Below are 16,452 nucleotides of genomic sequence, written 5' to 3'. Positions count from 1 at the left end.
ATTGCGGCATGCTGACCGGCCGGTGCTCTATTGCGCCACCGGATACCAGTAGTGTGCGTTGGCCTCTCCGCGAATGATCCTGACATGCTGATTGGCGAAAACCCGGTAGGGATGGCTCCACTCGCCATCAGGCCATTGAACCCGGATGGTCGCCCGTTCCGAAACCCCGAGCCCGACATGGACGAAACCGGCCCGCCCGGAAGCGTGGCCGCCGCCAATCTGTATGCGGCGGGTCTGGGTGCGCGTGCCGGTGCGAACAGAAATCAGCGACCCCACCGCCGCAGGATTGATCTTGCCGTTGTCGAGTTCGATCTTGATCCAGTTGCCCAGGGGACGGTAACCCCAGTCAGTCGCCGCCCCCAGATTGCGGAACAGGCTTGCCGGATGCTCGCGATTGACCACCAGCAGGTCGAGCATGCCGTCCATGTTGAAATCTTCGACAACGGCGCCGCGGCCCCTTGTATCGAGTGCGATGCCGGCTTCCATGCCCTTTTCATGAAAGATGTCGTCATAGCCGCCAAGCAGCAGGTTGTCCGGGTCGTAACTGGCGAAGTCCGGCATCGCCTGCACATTGCCCTTGGCGATGAAGAGATCGGTTTTGGTGTCATTGTTGAAATCGGCAAATTCGCTGTGCCAGCCGGTTGAAGGCTTCGGATCGCCGCCCGTATAGGGCCGGTGCGCGGTGGCTCCCTTCTCGAAGGCGATGTCGCGATAGGTCGGCCGGTCTTCTCCCGCCTCTTCGTCCAGCTTCTGCAGCTTGGTGTCACCCATCGAGGTCAGCGCATATTCCGGCAGGCCATCAGCGTCGAAATCCGTTTCGGCGATCCCCATGCCCCAGACGGTCAGCCTCTGCCAGCCCTGCGAGGCGGTATAGAGCCGTGGAGGCCTGCCCTGGGACATTTGCCACAACTGCTCTTCACCCCCGCGGTAATACTGCCGGTCATTGGTGATCCTGAGATCCGGCTGGCCGGTCCGGTTCCAGTCAGTAAACAGCAATGACAGGGCGCAATACCCGGGTTCGAGCGTCATCGGGTCGGAATAATCCGGCGTCTCGCCGGAACGCGGACGAAGCAACTGGTTTGGTTCGCAGGTTCCAAACGGTGTCCCCGGTGCGGAACGGTCAACATAATTGCCGATCGCGATGGTCGGAAACCTGTTGCCCTTCTCCCATGTCGCCGACATGCCGGTCGACCAGGCGCGTCCACCATCGATTGCAAAACTGCGGTTGGCTTTCTCGAACCGGCAATCCGGGCCGCCCTTGAGCACCAGGTTCCGGCCAAGCCGCAGCAGCACCAGATCCATGTGCCGGTCATTGTCGATATCCAGCGGATAGGCGCCCAGCACCCCGGTGAGATCCTTTTCCTTCAATCCGGTGTCCAGCGGTCTGAAAGCCAGTTCACCGCCGGTCGGACTTTCGTTGACGAAGAATTTCGCCGGCCCCGCACCGCCTGCAATAAGCAGATCAGGCCGCCGGTCGCCGTTGCAATCGAAACTCGCGGCTCCACCGCCGACGAAAAATTCCCATCCGCCGGTGTAGCTTTGGGTGATGCCTGCGCTGGCCGCCTCTTCCTTGAAGATTGGCGTGTCTGCGGTAAAGGCGGTTTGTGCGCTGGTGCACTGGCCCAGCGCAGAGAGCCAGAGAGCGCCGAACGCGGCGAGTGAACGCAATTTGGTCATGGAACAATCACCAGGGTCTTGAGAAATGCGATCAATGCCGATTTCTCCGCGTCGGAAGCAGCCGCATAGGCATCGCGTGCCTGGCGCCCGTTGCCGCCATGGGCAAGAATGATCGCGTCGAGACTGCTGAAATCATTGCGGTGGCCATAGGGCTGTGTCGACCCGACGCCCCAAAGTTCCGCAGTCTGGAAGATGTTGCGGTCGACAAACCGCTGCGACATGAGTTCGTTGCCGAGCGCATCGATCTGGTTGTCGGTCATGGCATGCCGTTTGAGGTCGCCAAAAAGCGGCACCAGCACGCGCCCCTGGTCATCGCGCGGCAGCTCTCTGGCCCAGTCCTTCAGGCCAATGTCGTAGACCGCCCTGGCGGCAACCTGCTGTTCGTTGAGCGTTCCGGCCAGATCGAAGGGGCCGGGATCGGCAAATGCGAGATTCTCAAGCGGCAGGGCAGGGCGGTGGCATACGGTGCAGCCGAAATCCGTGAACTTCGCTTCGCCGCGTGCAGCCGCCTCGGCCCATCCATCCGCCTCGGGTATCTTCTGAACCGGAGTTGGCAATGTTGCCTGCCATGCCACCAGTGCGGAGACATCGGCCGCCGAAATTTCCGCGGATTTGCCGTCACCGTCAAAATCATCCGATCCCGTCCAGCGCGCGCCGAAACGTTCGCCTGCCTGCATGCCGTGGTGCTGGTTGAGGGCGTTGATGGTGAACTGCCGCAGCGAGGTCATCACGCCTTTCTGGCTGAACGGACGGATAACCAGATCGGTATCGACGCCGTCGAGTTCATCAAGATTGACCGAACCGTCGGGCTCGGCGGAAATGTATCCGAATTCGACGCCTTTGGCTTCCAGCGGCAGCCGCACGGCAGAGCCGGTTTTCCGCGCCTGTGACAGGGCCTGGCTGCGAACCGTCTGCAGCTCAAGGCTCATCTCGCGCGCCAGCAATTCAATCAGGCCGGCACCGAAGATATGGTTGGTGCCGCGTTCGCTGGAAAACTGCGGGTCAAGGGAATCGAAATCGGCGCTCTCAAATCCCTCCGAGGCAAACACATTGGTGACAAAGTCGCCGGCACCGCCGATGGCGGGCTGGTTGTGGCAGGCTGCGCAGGACCCGGCATCCGGTCCCGCAGTCCTGAAAAACACCTGTTCGCGCGGGTGCTTGCGCCGCGTCGGGTCGATCGCCTGTGTTGCCTGCGGTCGGCCGACGCCGTCCAGTGTTGTGAAATGCGCACCAAACAGCTGCTCTCCGGTTGCTGCCAACGTCTCCAATTCATCCTTTGACAGCACGCCGGTTGGCATCTCTGTTATCGCGCCCAGCGCCTGCGTCCGTTCGGCCCAGGGCGCCTCGTCAGCAAGGGCTGGCGCCGCCAGACCCGCCAGCAGCAGCCCCCGAAGCAGTGCGGGTGCGATCCCGGGGCGATACCTCCATCGTCCCCCTGGTGCTGAAAACGTCATGGTGTTCCTCCCTGCCCAAGGATCTTGGGTGCGATGACATCGCGGTCGATCGCCGACATGGTGTGGTTGAGGTGGCCTTCGAAGACGAGGCGTTCCTCATCAAGCGAGGCCGACATCTCCGGCGGCCCTTCGATTCGAACGCCGAGCGAGGCCGACAGGCCTTCATCGATCCCCGGACGCATCAGGTCAAAGAAACGCACGCCCGGGCCGGTAAACACCACCGGCATCTTGCCGTGCAGACTGATCAGCCGGGCCAGGCCGTTGCCGATGGCGGTGCCGGCGTCACGAAATGCAGAATTTGCCAGACGGTCGCCCCGCCGGGCCTGAACGGCGATCTTCTCGATTTCGATGAAAGGCACGAAGTTCGCGGGAAGCGTGGTCGGCGGTACTTTGAACGCAGCCCGCAGGATGGCGTAGGATCCGGCATAGGCCTCGATGCAGCCTTGCGAGCCGCATCGGCAGAGCGCGCCACCATGGCTGTGGATCATGTGGCCAAATCCCGGAGCACGGGCGCGGGGCGTTTCGTAGCTGTCGGCATGCACGACCCCGAGCCCGATCGAGTGGCCGAGCGACAGGGCTGCCAGCCGCGGGATCGGCTTGCCTTGCTCCCGGCTCAGTGAGGCGTGCAGAGCGCTGGCGACCAGCAGACTCTCGTGGTTCAGGGTAACCTTGGCCTGCCAGTCCGGTTCCAGCGTCTCGCGCATGTTGATCTGCTGGCTTCCAAGCACCGACGACCACAGCAGCGTGGTGTTGTCGTCCGCGACAAGGCCTTTTGACGAGATCGATATTGCCTTCAGGTCGCTTCGCGAAACCCGGGACTTGTCGGCGAGCCGGCCCAGTGCATTGCGGATATCGGCGGCGAATGCCTCGACTTTCTGTCCGGCATTGTCGCGTTTTTCCTCGATGCGGTAGATCAGGGTGCCCGAATAATCGACCATGGAATATTGCAGCACGTCGGAGGATATCCGGACAAAGGCTGCATAGGCGGCCGAGCGGCGTTGCTTGAACAATATCCGCGGCCGTCCCCGGCCGCCGGCCGGTGCCGCCTCCGTGCGTTCGATGATGTTTTCTTTTTCCAGCTCGTGGGTAATGGCCGTCACGGTCGCCGAGGCAAGGCCGGTCTCTTTTGCCAGTTCGGTATGTGACTGACCATTCTTGCGCCGCAGCGCTACAAGCACCAGCGCTCTGTTCTGTTGGCGAATAAGCTCGGTGCTGGACTTCGTCAGCATTGTCGCCGCCACCGCTTCATAGCTGCAATTCCACTCTCGTTCCTCATCGCATGATGGCCAGACTCTGGTGGCCTGTTCCACTCATGCCTCTCTCCCTGTCCCCCGGACAAGAACATATTTTATCGCTCGCCGGTTCGTCTGTCTTCAGTATCGCGGGTTTTTCCCCTGCTGGCGAAAAAGCGCGAAATCGCCACGCCCGCCCGCCTGACGGCCGTGAGTTGACAGCTTGGTGGAAGCCTGACATTAATTTTCTCGACTGTCGAGAAAAAGCTCGTTACCGGGCTGCGGGTCGTGCAGTTGAACATAGGCCGGACAGGAAAATCCCGTCCGGCAGATTAATTCCTTGGGAGGACTACATGAAATCCATCATCCATTTGCTGGCCGGATCGGCCATCGCACTCACCATGTCGACAGCAGCTTTTGCCAAGGACATGAAGATCGGCGTATCCTGGTCGAACTTCCAGGAAGAGCGCTGGAAGACTGACGAAGCCGCCATGAAGGCAGCCATCGAGGCAGCCGGCGACACCTACGTTTCGACCGACGCGCAGTCGTCCGCCGCCAAGCAGCTTTCCGATATCGAAAGCCTGATGGCCCAGGGCGTCAACGCGCTTATCGTTCTGGCGCAGGACACCCAGGCGATCATTCCCGCCGTTCAGGCCGCCGCTGACGAAAACGTCCCGGTCATTGCCTATGACCGCCTGATCGAAGACAGCCGCGCCTTCTACCTGACCTTCGACAACGTCGAAGTTGGCCGCATGCAGGCGCGCGCCGTTTTCGCCGCTGCACCGAAGGGCAATTACGTGATGATCAAGGGTTCGCCCACCGATCCGAACGCCGATTTCCTTCGTGGCGGTCAGCAGGAAGTTCTGCAGGCAGCCATTGATACGGGCGACATCAAGATCGTTGGCGAGGCCTATACCGACGGCTGGCTGCCGGCCAATGCCCAGCGCAACATGGAACAGATCCTGACTGCCGAGGACAACAAGGTCGATGCAGTCGTGGCGTCCAATGACGGCACCGCCGGTGGCGTCGTCGCGGCGCTGACCGCGCAGGGCATGGAGGGGATCCCGGTCTCCGGTCAGGACGGCGATCATGCCGCGCTGAACCGCGTTGCCAAGGGCACCCAGACCGTCAGCGTCTGGAAGGACGCTCGTGCGCTCGGCAAGACTGCCGGTGAAATCGCCGCCAAGCTGGCAAGCGGCACTGCAATGGCTGACATCGAAGGCTCGGTCGAATGGACCTCGCCTGCCGGTACCACGATGACCGCGATGTTCCTTGCGCCTGTTCCGATCACCAAGGACAACCTGACCACGGTCGTCGATGCTGGCTGGATCAGCAAGGAAGACCTGTGCCAGGGCGTCTCCGGCGGCCCGGCCCCCTGTAACTAAGACGCCACCTTTGTTGCAAATCATGTGAATAGTGTCTCCACCCTTTGGGGTGGGGGCACGTCTTTGCATCTATTCGGAAGACGGCCATGACCGATACGCCAACTGCTGCGAGCGCGCCGCCTAAGCCGCGAACTTTTTTCTCCGCACTTGAAATTGATACGCGCCTGCTAGGCATGATCGGCGCTTTTGTCGTGATCTGCCTGATTTTCAATTTCCTCACCGACGGGCGTTTCATGACGCCACGCAACCTGTTCAACCTGACGATCCAGACCGCCTCCGTCGCCATCATGGCCACCGGCATGGTGTTCGTCATCGTCACGCGCAATATTGACTTGTCGGTCGGCTCGCTGCTGGCGACATGCTCGGCCATGATGGCGATGACGCAGACCTGGTTCATGCCGGACTGGCTCGGCCTCGGGCTCAACAATCCCGCCACCATGCCGGTCGCTGTCGCCGTCGGTGTCCTCACCGGCCTGGTGATCGGCGCCTTCCAGGGATGGCTGATCGGTTATCTTACGATCCCGGCCTTCATCGTCACCCTTGGCGGTTATCTGGTCTGGCGCAATGTCGCCTGGCATCTGACCAAGGGCCAGACGATCGGCCCGCTCGACGAGAATTTCCAGCTGTTCGGTGGTATCAACGGGACCCTCGGAGAAACCTGGAGCTGGATCTTTGCAGCCGTTGCCATTCTGGGTTCATTCTACGCCCTGTTCCAGTCTCGCCGGACCAGGATGGCTCACGAGTTTCCGGTCAAGCCGATGTGGGCCGAGATCCTCATCGGTTCGATCATCGCGGCGACGATCGTCGGTTTCGTTGCAATCCTCAATGCATATGAAATTCCGACTGCACGATTGCAGCGGATGTATGAAGCCCGCGGCGAGGTATTGCCCGAAGGCACCATTGAAGGCTACGGCATCCCGATTTCCGTGTTGCTCTTGATCGTGATCGTCATTGTCATGACCATCATCGCCCGGCGGACCAGGGTGGGCCGGTACATCTTCGCAACCGGCGGCAATCCCGAAGCTGCGGCGCTGGCCGGTATCAACACCCGGATGCTGACGGTCAAGGTCTTCGCCATCATGGGCGTGCTGTGTGCGATCGCTGCTCTGGTTGCCTCGTCGCGCCAGACCTTTCACTCCAATGACATCGGAACGCTGGACGAGTTGCGGGTGATTGCTGCGGCCGTGATCGGCGGCACGGCGCTTGCCGGCGGCATGGGCACAATCTACGGCGCAGTTCTGGGCGCACTTATCATGCAGAGCCTGCAGTCGGGCATGGCCATGGTCGGTGTCGACGCGCCCTATCAGAACATGGTCGTCGGATCAGTGCTGGTTCTCGCCGTCTTCATCGACATCCTCTACCGCCGACGGACGGGAGATAAAACATGACCGCCCCGCTTGTTGAAATGCGCGACATGGTGAAATCGTTCGGAGGCATCAAGGCCGTCGACCATGTCACGATTGATCTTTATCCGGGCGAAGTGGTCGGCGTGCTTGGCCACAACGGAGCCGGAAAGTCCGTGTTGATGAAGATGCTGTCAGGCGCCTTGCAGCGCGACAGCGGAGAGATCTTCATCAATGGCGAGAAGGCCGCGATCAACAATCCGCGTGATGCGCGTGATTACCAGATCGAGACCATCTACCAGTATCTTGCGCTTGCCGACAATCTGGACGCGGCCTCGAACCTGTTCCTCGGGCGTGAGCTGATGGGGTCGACAGGTTTCGTCGACGATGCCCAGATGGAAGCCGAGACCCGCAAGATCCTTGCGCGGCTCAACCCCAATTTCCGGCGCTTCCACACGCCGGTTTCGGGCCTGTCGGGTGGACAGCGTCAATCCGTTGCGATTGCACGTGCGGTCTACTTCAATGCCAAGATCCTGATCATGGACGAACCGACAGCGGCTCTCGGGGTGCAGGAAACCCAGATGGTCGCCGAACTGATCGAACAGCTGAAGTCCGAAGGCATCGGCATCTTCCTGATCGACCACGATATCCATCAGGTAAAGACACTGTGCGACCGGGCAAATGTGATGAAGAACGGTCAACTCGTGGGCACCGTCAAGGTCGACGAGGTCAGCGAGGACGACATGCTGGGCATGATCATCGCCGGCAAATGTCCGCCCAATGCGATCCCGGGGCCAGGGGCCCTGCAAACCGCCTGACAAACCGGAAACCGGGGCCCAGCGCCCCGGTTTTCTTGTTGCAGCGCCGCATATTCTCGGTGAATTTCAATCAGATTATTCAAGTTGTGACGAAAACACGAAATATTACAATGAGTTCATTAGTTTTATCGGGTGATAAATTTTTTCGAATTTTCCTATTGCAATGCAGCATAAACTGCTCCATATATCGATCAACGCCACGCCGAACTCCTCCTCCTCCCAATTCGGCATGGCAGTAGTCGGGACGACAAGGGCCGGGATCCTCCTCCCAAGCACCGGTCCGAACGTCACGACGAACTACAAACGCCTGTCAGGTTCTGCCTGGCAGGCGTTTTGTTTTTCTAGGCATCGAAAACTGGTTTCGATCAGCTGTGCGCGGTCCGGATGACCGTCATTTCTGCTCGGGAAAGAAGTGGGCCTTGTGCTCTTGCGCCACGGCCGAGATGAAGTCGGCAACCGTGCGCACCCGTGCAAGGTCGCGGGCCGATTCATGATAGACCATGAAGTAGGAACGCCCGATGCGATGTTCCGGCAACACCCGGATTAGCGCCGGATCATGTGCCGCGATATAGTCATGCAACACCGCAATGCCCGCGCCCGAACGCACGGCTTCGGTTTGCCCGGTGGCGCTCGAGATCTCGAACTGCGCTGTCCAGTTGCGCAGGATTTCGCGGGTGAACTGCAGCGACGGCGAGAAGATCAGGTCTTCGACATAGCTGATCAGCCGGTGTTGCTTGAGATCGTCGGTGGTCTGGGGTGTCCCGTGGGCGTCGAGATAGGTTCGCGAGGCGTAAAGCGACAGCGAGTAGTCCACCAGCTTGCGCGCCACCAGCCGGCCTTCCGCCGGGCGTTCAACGGTAATCGCGATGTCGGCCTCGCGCTGCGGCAGCGAAAAGCTGCGCGGCACCGGCACCAGTTGCAGCCGCAAGTCGGGATGCCGCGCAATCAGGGCACCGAGCCGCGGTGCCAGGAACGATACCCCGAAACCGTCCGGCGCCCCGATCCGTACGGTTCCGGAAATGGCGCTGTCGGTGCGCCCGAGATTGGCCTGCGCCGCCAGCATCTCTGCTTCCATGCGCTCGGCGTGGGCCAGGAACGCCTCGCCTTCACCGGTCAGTCCGCAGCCATTGGTGCGGCGGACGACCAGCTGTGCGCCAAGCGCTGTCTCAAGTGATGTGATCCGCCGCGCGGCGGTAGCGTGGTTGATCCCCAGCCGTCGTGCGGCGGCAAGAATCTGCCCGGACCGGGCGACAGCAAGAAAAACCCTGATGTCGTCCCAGTTCACCGTCAATTACCCGAACACAACGGTCTTGTGACCGTTGAGCATGACGCGGGATTCAAGATGCATCTTCACCGCGCGTGCCAGCACGCGGGCTTCGATGTCGCGGCCTGCGGCAACGAAATCCTCAGCGGTCATGGCATGGGTCACGCGTTCGGTCTCCTGCTCGATGATCGGGCCTTCGTCGAGATCGGCGGTGACATAATGCGCGGTCGCACCGATCAGCTTGACGCCGCGTTCATGCGCCTGGTGATAGGGCTTGGCGCCCTTGAAGCTCGGCAGGAACGAGTGGTGGATGTTGATCACCTTGCCGAACAGCCGGCGTGACAGGTTGTCCGACAGCACCTGCATGTAGCGCGCCAGTACCACCAGGTCGGCACCGCTCTTGGCGGCGAGCTCCAGCAGTTTCTCTTCCTGCGCGGCCTTGGTTTCCTTGGTCACCGGCCAGTAATGGAACGGGATCCCCTCATTCTCTGCAGTCCTGCGGCTGTCCTCGTGATTGGAGACAATGCCGACCACGTCCGCGTCGAGCCAGCCGACACGGATCTGGTAGAGCAGATGCAGCATCGCATGGTCGAATTTCGACACCATGATGATGATCTTCGGCCGATTGGCGACCGTGTTGATGTCCAGCCGCATCTCGAAGCGTGCGACCGGTGCCTGCAGTGATCGTTTGACCGCTTCCGCGTCGACGCCGTCCGGCGTCTCGATGGCAATCCGCATGAAGAAACGGTTGGTCTGGCGATCCCAGAACTGGCTGGATTCAGCAATGTTGGCGCCGATCGCGGCAAGCTCGGTGGTGATTGCTGCGACAATGCCAGGCTGATCAGCGCAAGCGATGGTGATGACAAAATGCGGATGCGCCATAACAGTCTCCGGTTTCATATGGTCCCGATTATCGACCACTTGCCGGCGGCTTTGCAGCATCCTTCCGGGGCGGTCAAGTCCGCCCCGGAATTGGATGGTAGTCCAGTTAACCGTGGGCAATCATTACATGCCGCACTGCGGTATAATCCTCAAGGGCATAAAGCGACATGTCCTTGCCATAGCCCGACTGCTTGATACCGCCATGCGGCATCTCGTTGACCAGCATGAAATGGGTGTTGATCCAGGTGCAGCCATACTGCAGCCGTGCCGCGCATTCCATCGCCTTGGAGATGTCCTTGGTCCAGACCGAGGACGCAAGCCCGTACTCGGAATCATTGGCCCAGGTGACGGCTTCTTCCGCATCGGAGAAGCGTGTGACCGAAACCACCGGGCCGAACACCTCGCGCTGGACGATTTCATCCGATTGCAGCGCGCCTGCGATCAGGGTTGGCTGATAATAGAAGCCGTTTCCGTCGCCCGGCTTGCCGCCGGTGGTGATTTCCATGTGCTTCATTTCCGACGCCCGTTCGACGAAGCTTGCCACCCGGTCGCGTTGCCGTTTCGAGATCAGCGGGCCAATCTCGTTCTCGGCATCATCGCCCTGGTCGTACTTGATGGTCGAAACCGCGTTCGACAGCCTGTCGACGAGCTTCTCGTAGATCTTCGCTCCGGCATAGATCCGGCAGGCAGCGGTGCAATCCTGTCCGGCATTGTAGTAGCCGAATGCCCGAAGCCCATCCACGACGGCATCGAGATCGGCATCGTCAAAGACGATGACCGGCGCCTTGCCGCCCAGTTCCAGATGCGTGCGCTTGACCGACTTGGCCGCCGCCTGCAGCACCTTCTTGCCGGTTGCGACATCGCCGGTGATCGAGACCATGCTGATCTTGGGATGGTTGATTAGTGCATTGCCGACGCTTTCGCCGCGGCCGAGAATGACGTTGACGACGCCTTCAGGCAGGATGTCGGCCAGGATTTTGGCGAATTTCAGCGATGTCAGCGGTGTCTGCTCGGAGGGCTTGAACACCACCGTGTTGCCGCCGCCAATCGCCGGCGCCAGTTTCCAAGCCATCATCATCAGCGGGTAGTTCCAGGGCGCGATCGAGGCGACGATGCCGATCGGGTCGCGGCGTACCATCGAGGTATGACCTTCCAGGTATTCACCTGCTGCCTGACCCGGCATGCAGCGCACGGCGCCGGCAAAGAACCGGTAGCAATCGACAATCGCCGGGATCTCGTCATTCTTCACCGCGTTGATCGGCTTGCCGCAATTGAGTGCTTCCAGTGCTGCAAACCCATCGGCTTCGGCCTCGATCCGGTCGGCGATCTTGAGAAGGTAGCCGGAGCGCTCCGCAGGCGTGGTGCGTGACCAGGTGGCAAACGCCTTTTCGGCTGCATTGACCGCGGCCTCGATCTGGATCGAGGAGGCTTCGGGAAGATTGAGAATGGTCTCGCCGGTGCGCGGGTTGAAGATTTTCTCCTCCGCTTCCGTGCCCGCCTCGAAGCGGTTGCCGATCAGCATTTGGGTATCCATGACGTGTCTCCCGTAGGTTATTTGCCCTGTCCGGAAATCTGATCTCCGTCCCGGGTCAGGTAATAGGCGGCAAGAATGGGCAGGAAGGTGACCAGCACCACGACCATCGCCACCACATTGGTGACGGGGCGCTGGCGCGGTCTGACCAGTTCTTCAAGCATCCAGATGGGCAATGTGGCCTGCTGGCCGGCGGTAAAGGTGGTGACGATCACTTCGTCAAACGACAGCGCGAAAGCCAGCATCCCGCCCGCCAGCAGTGCCGTACCGATATTGGGCAGGATGACATGACGGAAGGTCTGGAAGCCGTCGGCGCCAAGATCCATAGACGCCTCGATCAGCGATCCCGACATCCGCCTGAACCGCGCCACCGCATTGTTGTAGACCACGACGACGCAAAAGGTGGCGTGACCCAGCACGATGGTCCAGAACGAAAACGGGATTTCCGCGAGATTGAAGGCCGAGCGCAGCGAAATGCCGGTGATGATGCCGGGCAGGGCGATGGGCAGGATCACCAGCAGCGAGATCGCCTCGCGTCCGAAAAACTTGGTCTGCGAGATCGCCGCCGCACACAGCGTGCCCAAGGTCAGCGCCACCACTGTAGAGATCGAGGCGACCCGCACCGACAGCCCAAGCGCTTCCCAGACATCGGGCCGGTTCCAGGTCACCGCAAACCATTTCAGCGTCAATCCGGGTGGCGGAAACTGGTAGCTCTTTTCCTCGGTGGTAAACGCATAGAGAAAAATCAGCAGGATCGGCAGATGCAGGAAGGCGAGCCCGACGCCGGCGGCGATCTTCAGGCCCATCGGAGTGCGGTTTTGTTTCTCAGAGCGCATTGAAGGCTCCTGCACGTTTGGCAAGCCACAGATAGATGCCCATGATCACGACTGGCACCACTGTAAACGCAGCCGCCAGCGGGATGTTGCCCGCCGTGCCCTGATGCGCATAAACCGCCATGCCGATGAACAGGTGCGACGTGCCGATGATCTGCGGGATGATGTAATCACCCAGGGTCAGAGAGAAAGTGAAGATCGAACCGGCAATCACGCCCGGCAGCGCCAGTGGCAAAAGCACATTGCGGAATGTCTGGCCCGGCGACGCCCCGAGATCGGCAGAGGCCTCCAGCAGATTGCCGGGAACCCGTTCAAGTGCGGCCTGCATCGGCAGGATCATGAACGGCAGCCAGACATAGACGAACACCAGGAACGTACCGGTCGGGCTGACGGACAGGGAGTTGCCGCCGACAACCGGAAGCGAAAGCCAGCCGTCGACGAGAAAATTCAGATGAAGCTTTTCCAGGGCCCAGGTCAGGATGCCTTCCTTGGCAAGGATCAGTTTCCAAGCATAGACCTTGACCAGGTAACTCGACCACAAGGGCAGCATCACCCCGAGATAAAACACCGCCTTCCAGCGGCCTTTCGCATATCGAGCGGCATAATAGGCGATGGGAAAGGCGATGATCGCCGAGGCAATGGTCACAAGCCCGGCCATGGTGACGGTGCGCACGATGATGTCGAGATTGGAGGGGCGCAGCAGTTCGCCATAGGTCTTGAAGGTGAACTCCCGCACGACCATGCCGGAGAATTCATCGATCGAGAAGAAACTCTGGATCAACAGCGCGAACAGGCTGCCGAGATAAATGACCCCGAGCCACAGCAGGGGCGGCGTCAGCATCAGGAAAAGCAACAGCCCCGGCTTGCGCCAGAATGCGTCTGACAGGGCTCCGCCAATGCCGCCCCGGCCGGGCAGGATCGCCGACCGCTGAGCTGATACCGTGGTGCTCATGCCTCGGTTCCCATCAGGTGCAGCGCCTCGTCAGTCCATGAAAAGCGGACGCTTTCGCCCTGCTCGGGCACCGGCATGCCTGAGGGGAGAAGCACGTTGATCTTCTCGCCTCCGACATCCAGCGTCACGCGGGTCGCGCTGCCAAGAAAGCTCAAGCCCACGACCTGAGCCTGATGGCCGGCTTCGGTTCCCAGGCGAATGTCCTCGGGCCTGAGGCTTGCCCATTCCGCGGGGCCACCCAGCTGCCGGGTGAGTTCTGGAGGAAGCACGTTTGACGAGCCGACGAAATCGGCAACGAAACGGGTTTTGGGGCGCCGGTAGATTTCTTCCGGCGTACCGGTCTGCATGATCCGGCCTTCATTGAATACCGCGATCCGGTCGGCCATCGACAAGGCTTCGCCCTGGTCATGGGTGACAAAGACAAAGGTGATGCCAAGCGCCTTCTGCAGGACTTTCAGCTCTTCCTGCATCTGTTCGCGCAGCTTGAGATCGAGCGCGCCGAGCGGTTCATCAAGCAGCAGCACCTTGGGCTTGTTGACCAGGGCGCGCGCCAGCGCCACCCGTTGCCGCTGGCCGCCGGACAATTGCCCCGGCTTGCGTTCCCCGTAACCGGGCAGCTTGACCATTTCGAGCGCGGCATCGGCGTCACGCAGCCGTTCGGCCTTGCCGACACCGCGGATCATCTGGCCGTAGGCAACGTTGTCAGCCACGTTGAGATGCGGGAACAGCGCGTAATCCTGAAACACGGTATTGACGTTGCGCCGGTAGGGCGGGACACCCTCAGCCGTCTCTCCGAATATCTCGATATGCCCGGCTGTCGGCTGCTCAAACCCGGCGATCAGCCTGAGGCATGTCGTCTTGCCGGATCCGGATGGCCCGAGCATGGCGAAGAATTCGCCCGGTTCGATTTCCAGGTCGACGGCGTCGACAGCGCGAACTGACCCGAAATGACGGGAAACCTGCTGGAAGGAGACGGCATACGGCATGGGAAATCCAAATCAGTCCTGATGTGCCTGCCCCGGTGAGCCCGGCATAGGCAACCGGTGCAGAGGCAACGACATCACGAGTGTGTAGCGAAGTGCCAGTCTCCCTCCCCACGAAAGGGAGGGAGAACATGATTGCGGTCGGTCAGACGGACCTAGCGGCCGCCGATGACGCCGATATAGTCGGACACCCAGCGGTAGTAGGGCACGCATTCACCCTGGCTTTCGCATTTCGAAACCGGGGTGGTCCAGAAGTTGATCCGGTCGAAATCATCCATGCCGTTGGCCGTGCAGCCTTCGGCGGTCTGCATGCCGCGGCCGTCGGTGCAGGCGGCAGGAACAGACGGGTTGGCGCCAAACCAGACCGAGAGATCGGACTGCAGGTTGGAGGCCAGCGAATGCTCCATCCACATGTAGGAGCAGTTCGGATTGGCCGCTTCCGCATGCATCATCGTGGTGTCGGCCCAGCCGGTCGCACCTTCCTGAGGAATGGTGGACGCCACCGGCACGTTGTCGGCCTGAAGCAGGTTGACCTGGAACGGCCAAGAGCCCGACGCCACGACGCCTTCGTTCTTGAAGTCGTCGATCTGGATGAAGGCGTCATGCCAGTAGCGGCCGACCAGCGTGCGCTGTACGCGCAACAGGTCGAGCGCTGCCTTGTACTGGTCTTCATTGAGCTCGTAAGGGCTCTTGATGCCGAGTTCCGGCTGGTGGAACATCAGGTACTGCGCCGCATCGGCAATGTGGATCGGACCATCATAGGCCTGGACCCGGCCCTTGTTGCTCTTGCCGTCAGGCAGTTCCATTTCTTCAAACACCACATTCCACGAGGTCGGTGCTTCCTTGAATACTTCCGTGTTGTACATCAGCACGTTCGGGCCCCACATATAGGGTGTGCCGTAGTGAACGCCGTCAACTGTGTGCCAAGGCGCATCCTTGAGCCGGTCATCGACCGTCGACCAGGACGGAATGAGATCGGTGTTGATCGGCTGGACCCGCTTGCCGGCAATCAGCCGCAGCGATGCGTCGCCCGAAGCGGTCACCAGATCGAAGCCGCCTTCGTTCATCAGCGCCACCATCTCGTCGGATGTGTTGGCGGTCTTGACGTTGACCTTGCAGCCCGTGGCTTCCTCGAACTTGGTGACCCAGTCAAAAGCCTTGTCGGTTTCCCCGCGCTCGATATAGCCGGCCCACGCAACGATGTTCACCTGACCCTCGCCAGGCCCGACTTCGGTCATCATTTCCGCCGAGGCAAATCCCGGTGCCATCACCGACAGCGCCATTGCCATCGCCGTGCATGTATTCAAGATCTTTTTCATCTGCTTGAGCTCCCACCGTTGGTGGCCGCCAAAATAGCGGCCCCGTCGGGAGACAAGATTGATACGGGCATTTTGTGACCGCAAATACTTTTATCAGAATTGTGATATCGGAAAAACCGATAGATTGGGGCCGTCCCAATGCGAGCGGGGTGTGAACCGATACATACGTTTGCGGAAACGCCGCCTGGTCACCGGCTGCCGAAATTGCGACTTCCGGATGCTGTTCCCCAGGGTCAGGCAGCACCATCCAGGTCTGTTGCCTTGCCAATTGCATCCAGCTTGTCTTTCAATGCGAGCTTGTCGATGCTCGCCAAAGGCAGGTTGGTGAAGATCGAGATCCGGGCCTGGAGCATGCGGTACGCCTCGGAAAACGCAAGATGCCTTTCCGCCTCCGTGCCCTCGGCGGCTGCGGGGTCCGGAATGCCCCAGTGCGCTGACATTGGCTGACCGGGCCAGACCGGGCAGCTTTCATTTGCCGCATTGTCGCAAACCGTGAACACAAAATCCATTTTCGGGGCTCCGGGCTTGGCGAATTCCTCCCAGTTCTTCGATCTGGCAAATCCGATATTGTGGTTCAGCTTCTGAAGCAGATCCAGAGCGAAGGGGTGTACCGTGCCCTTTGCCTGGGAACCTGCCGAATACGCCTTGAACCGCCCTTGTCCGAGCCGGTTCATGATTGCTTCGGCAAGGATGGACCGTGCCGAGTTGCCGGTACATAAAAACAGCACATTGTAAGTCTGGTCTGTCATGATCTCTGCTCGCTCGTCTCGCGCATCGCA

At 60.6% G+C, this 16,452-nt stretch carries 14 protein-coding genes; 3 read left to right on the top strand and 11 right to left on the bottom strand.

Annotated features, from left to right (window positions below):
- Window positions 1–27 precede the first annotated feature (27 nt).
- Genes WNY80_RS17835 through WNY80_RS17825 form a run of 3 tightly spaced genes read right to left on the bottom strand, consistent with a single transcriptional unit; the run spans window position 28 to window position 4,360 of the window.
- Window positions 28–1,677 (bottom strand): CRTAC1 family protein, encoded by a 1,650-nt coding sequence (locus WNY80_RS17835; RefSeq protein WP_342888765.1) that lies wholly within the window; start codon window positions 1,675–1,677, stop codon window positions 28–30.
- Window positions 1,674–3,131 carry a di-heme oxidoredictase family protein gene (locus WNY80_RS17830; RefSeq protein ID WP_342888764.1) on the bottom strand — a complete coding sequence of 486 codons (1,458 nt, stop codon included), beginning with the start codon at window positions 3,129–3,131 and terminating at the stop codon, window positions 1,674–1,676. The genes WNY80_RS17835 and WNY80_RS17830 overlap by 4 nt, the downstream gene beginning before the upstream one ends.
- Window positions 3,128–4,360, bottom strand: a complete 1,233-nt coding sequence (locus WNY80_RS17825) for an ROK family transcriptional regulator (protein WP_342888763.1) — start codon at window positions 4,358–4,360, stop codon at window positions 3,128–3,130. Before WNY80_RS17825 ends, WNY80_RS17830 begins: the two co-directional genes overlap by 4 nt.
- A 356-nt stretch (window positions 4,361–4,716) precedes the next feature.
- Between WNY80_RS17825 and xylF the strand changes: the two genes are divergently transcribed.
- From xylF to WNY80_RS17810, 3 genes are all read left to right on the top strand, one after another.
- A complete protein-coding gene (gene xylF / locus WNY80_RS17820) occupies window positions 4,717–5,748 on the top strand; it encodes a D-xylose ABC transporter substrate-binding protein (RefSeq protein ID WP_342888762.1) in 1,032 nt (343 codons plus the stop codon).
- An 86-nt stretch (window positions 5,749–5,834) separates the two neighbouring features.
- Window positions 5,835–7,136, top strand: coding sequence for a sugar ABC transporter permease (locus WNY80_RS17815; protein ID WP_342888761.1), 1,302 nt, complete (start codon window positions 5,835–5,837; stop codon window positions 7,134–7,136).
- Complete coding sequence (locus WNY80_RS17810; protein ID WP_342888760.1) at window positions 7,133–7,909, top strand: ATP-binding cassette domain-containing protein; 777 nt, start codon at window positions 7,133–7,135, stop codon at window positions 7,907–7,909. Before WNY80_RS17815 ends, WNY80_RS17810 begins: the two co-directional genes overlap by 4 nt.
- 391 nt (window positions 7,910–8,300) lie before the next feature.
- Here the strand turns inward: WNY80_RS17810 and WNY80_RS17805 are convergent, their stop codons facing one another.
- From WNY80_RS17805 to WNY80_RS17770, 8 genes are all read right to left on the bottom strand, one after another.
- Window positions 8,301–9,194, bottom strand: coding sequence for a LysR family transcriptional regulator (locus WNY80_RS17805; protein ID WP_342888759.1), 894 nt, complete (start codon window positions 9,192–9,194; stop codon window positions 8,301–8,303).
- A gap of 6 nt (window positions 9,195–9,200) precedes the next feature.
- Entirely contained in the window at window positions 9,201–10,055 is an 855-nt protein-coding gene (gene purU / locus WNY80_RS17800) for a formyltetrahydrofolate deformylase (RefSeq protein ID WP_342888758.1), read from the bottom strand.
- Between the two features lie 106 nt (window positions 10,056–10,161).
- On the bottom strand, window positions 10,162–11,589 hold the full coding sequence (locus tag WNY80_RS17795; RefSeq protein ID WP_342888757.1) for a gamma-aminobutyraldehyde dehydrogenase: 1,428 nt from the start codon (window positions 11,587–11,589) through the stop codon (window positions 10,162–10,164).
- 17 nt (window positions 11,590–11,606) lie between these two features.
- Window positions 11,607–12,422, bottom strand: coding sequence for an ABC transporter permease (locus WNY80_RS17790; RefSeq protein ID WP_342888756.1), 816 nt, complete (start codon window positions 12,420–12,422; stop codon window positions 11,607–11,609).
- Window positions 12,412–13,371 (bottom strand): ABC transporter permease, encoded by a 960-nt coding sequence (locus WNY80_RS17785; protein ID WP_342888755.1) that lies wholly within the window; start codon window positions 13,369–13,371, stop codon window positions 12,412–12,414. Before WNY80_RS17785 ends, WNY80_RS17790 begins: the two co-directional genes overlap by 11 nt.
- The gene (locus WNY80_RS17780; RefSeq protein WP_342888754.1) at window positions 13,368–14,357 is read right to left on the bottom strand and encodes an ABC transporter ATP-binding protein; all 990 of its coding nucleotides are present in this window, start codon (window positions 14,355–14,357) and stop codon (window positions 13,368–13,370) included. Before WNY80_RS17780 ends, WNY80_RS17785 begins: the two co-directional genes overlap by 4 nt.
- Window positions 14,358–14,509: 152 nt before the next feature.
- Window positions 14,510–15,673, bottom strand: a complete 1,164-nt coding sequence (locus WNY80_RS17775) for an ABC transporter substrate-binding protein (protein WP_342888753.1) — start codon at window positions 15,671–15,673, stop codon at window positions 14,510–14,512.
- Between the two features lie 233 nt (window positions 15,674–15,906).
- Entirely contained in the window at window positions 15,907–16,422 is a 516-nt protein-coding gene (locus WNY80_RS17770; protein WP_342888752.1) for an arsenate reductase ArsC, read from the bottom strand.
- Window positions 16,423–16,452: the final 30 nt, after the last annotated feature.

This window comes from Hoeflea sp. AS16 (assembly GCF_038900095.1).
Taxonomy (GTDB): Bacteria; Pseudomonadota; Alphaproteobacteria; order Rhizobiales; family Rhizobiaceae; genus Hoeflea.
The sequence above is the reverse complement of the archived record's forward strand: the minus strand, read 5'-3'. Positions and strand labels throughout refer to the sequence as shown.

Excerpts from the sequence above, each read along its gene's own strand:
- WNY80_RS17790 (WP_342888756.1), bottom strand. The coding sequence starts at position 12,422 with ATGCGCTCTGAGAAACAAAACCGCACTCCGATGGGCCTGAAGATCGCC.
- WNY80_RS17825 (WP_342888763.1), bottom strand. The coding sequence starts at position 4,360 with ATGCTGACGAAGTCCAGCACCGAGCTTATTCGCCAACAGAACAGAGCG.
- WNY80_RS17810 (WP_342888760.1), top strand. The coding sequence starts at position 7,133 with ATGACCGCCCCGCTTGTTGAAATGCGCGACATGGTGAAATCGTTCGGA.
- WNY80_RS17775 (WP_342888753.1), bottom strand. The coding sequence starts at position 15,673 with ATGAAAAAGATCTTGAATACATGCACGGCGATGGCAATGGCGCTGTCG.
- WNY80_RS17835 (WP_342888765.1), bottom strand. The coding sequence starts at position 1,677 with ATGACCAAATTGCGTTCACTCGCCGCGTTCGGCGCTCTCTGGCTCTCT.
- xylF (WP_342888762.1), top strand. The coding sequence starts at position 4,717 with ATGAAATCCATCATCCATTTGCTGGCCGGATCGGCCATCGCACTCACC.
- WNY80_RS17780 (WP_342888754.1), bottom strand. The coding sequence starts at position 14,357 with ATGCCGTATGCCGTCTCCTTCCAGCAGGTTTCCCGTCATTTCGGGTCA.
- WNY80_RS17785 (WP_342888755.1), bottom strand. The coding sequence starts at position 13,371 with ATGAGCACCACGGTATCAGCTCAGCGGTCGGCGATCCTGCCCGGCCGG.
- WNY80_RS17770 (WP_342888752.1), bottom strand. The coding sequence starts at position 16,422 with ATGACAGACCAGACTTACAATGTGCTGTTTTTATGTACCGGCAACTCG.
- WNY80_RS17815 (WP_342888761.1), top strand. The coding sequence starts at position 5,835 with ATGACCGATACGCCAACTGCTGCGAGCGCGCCGCCTAAGCCGCGAACT.
- WNY80_RS17830 (WP_342888764.1), bottom strand. The coding sequence starts at position 3,131 with ATGACGTTTTCAGCACCAGGGGGACGATGGAGGTATCGCCCCGGGATC.
- purU (WP_342888758.1), bottom strand. The coding sequence starts at position 10,055 with ATGGCGCATCCGCATTTTGTCATCACCATCGCTTGCGCTGATCAGCCT.
- WNY80_RS17795 (WP_342888757.1), bottom strand. The coding sequence starts at position 11,589 with ATGGATACCCAAATGCTGATCGGCAACCGCTTCGAGGCGGGCACGGAA.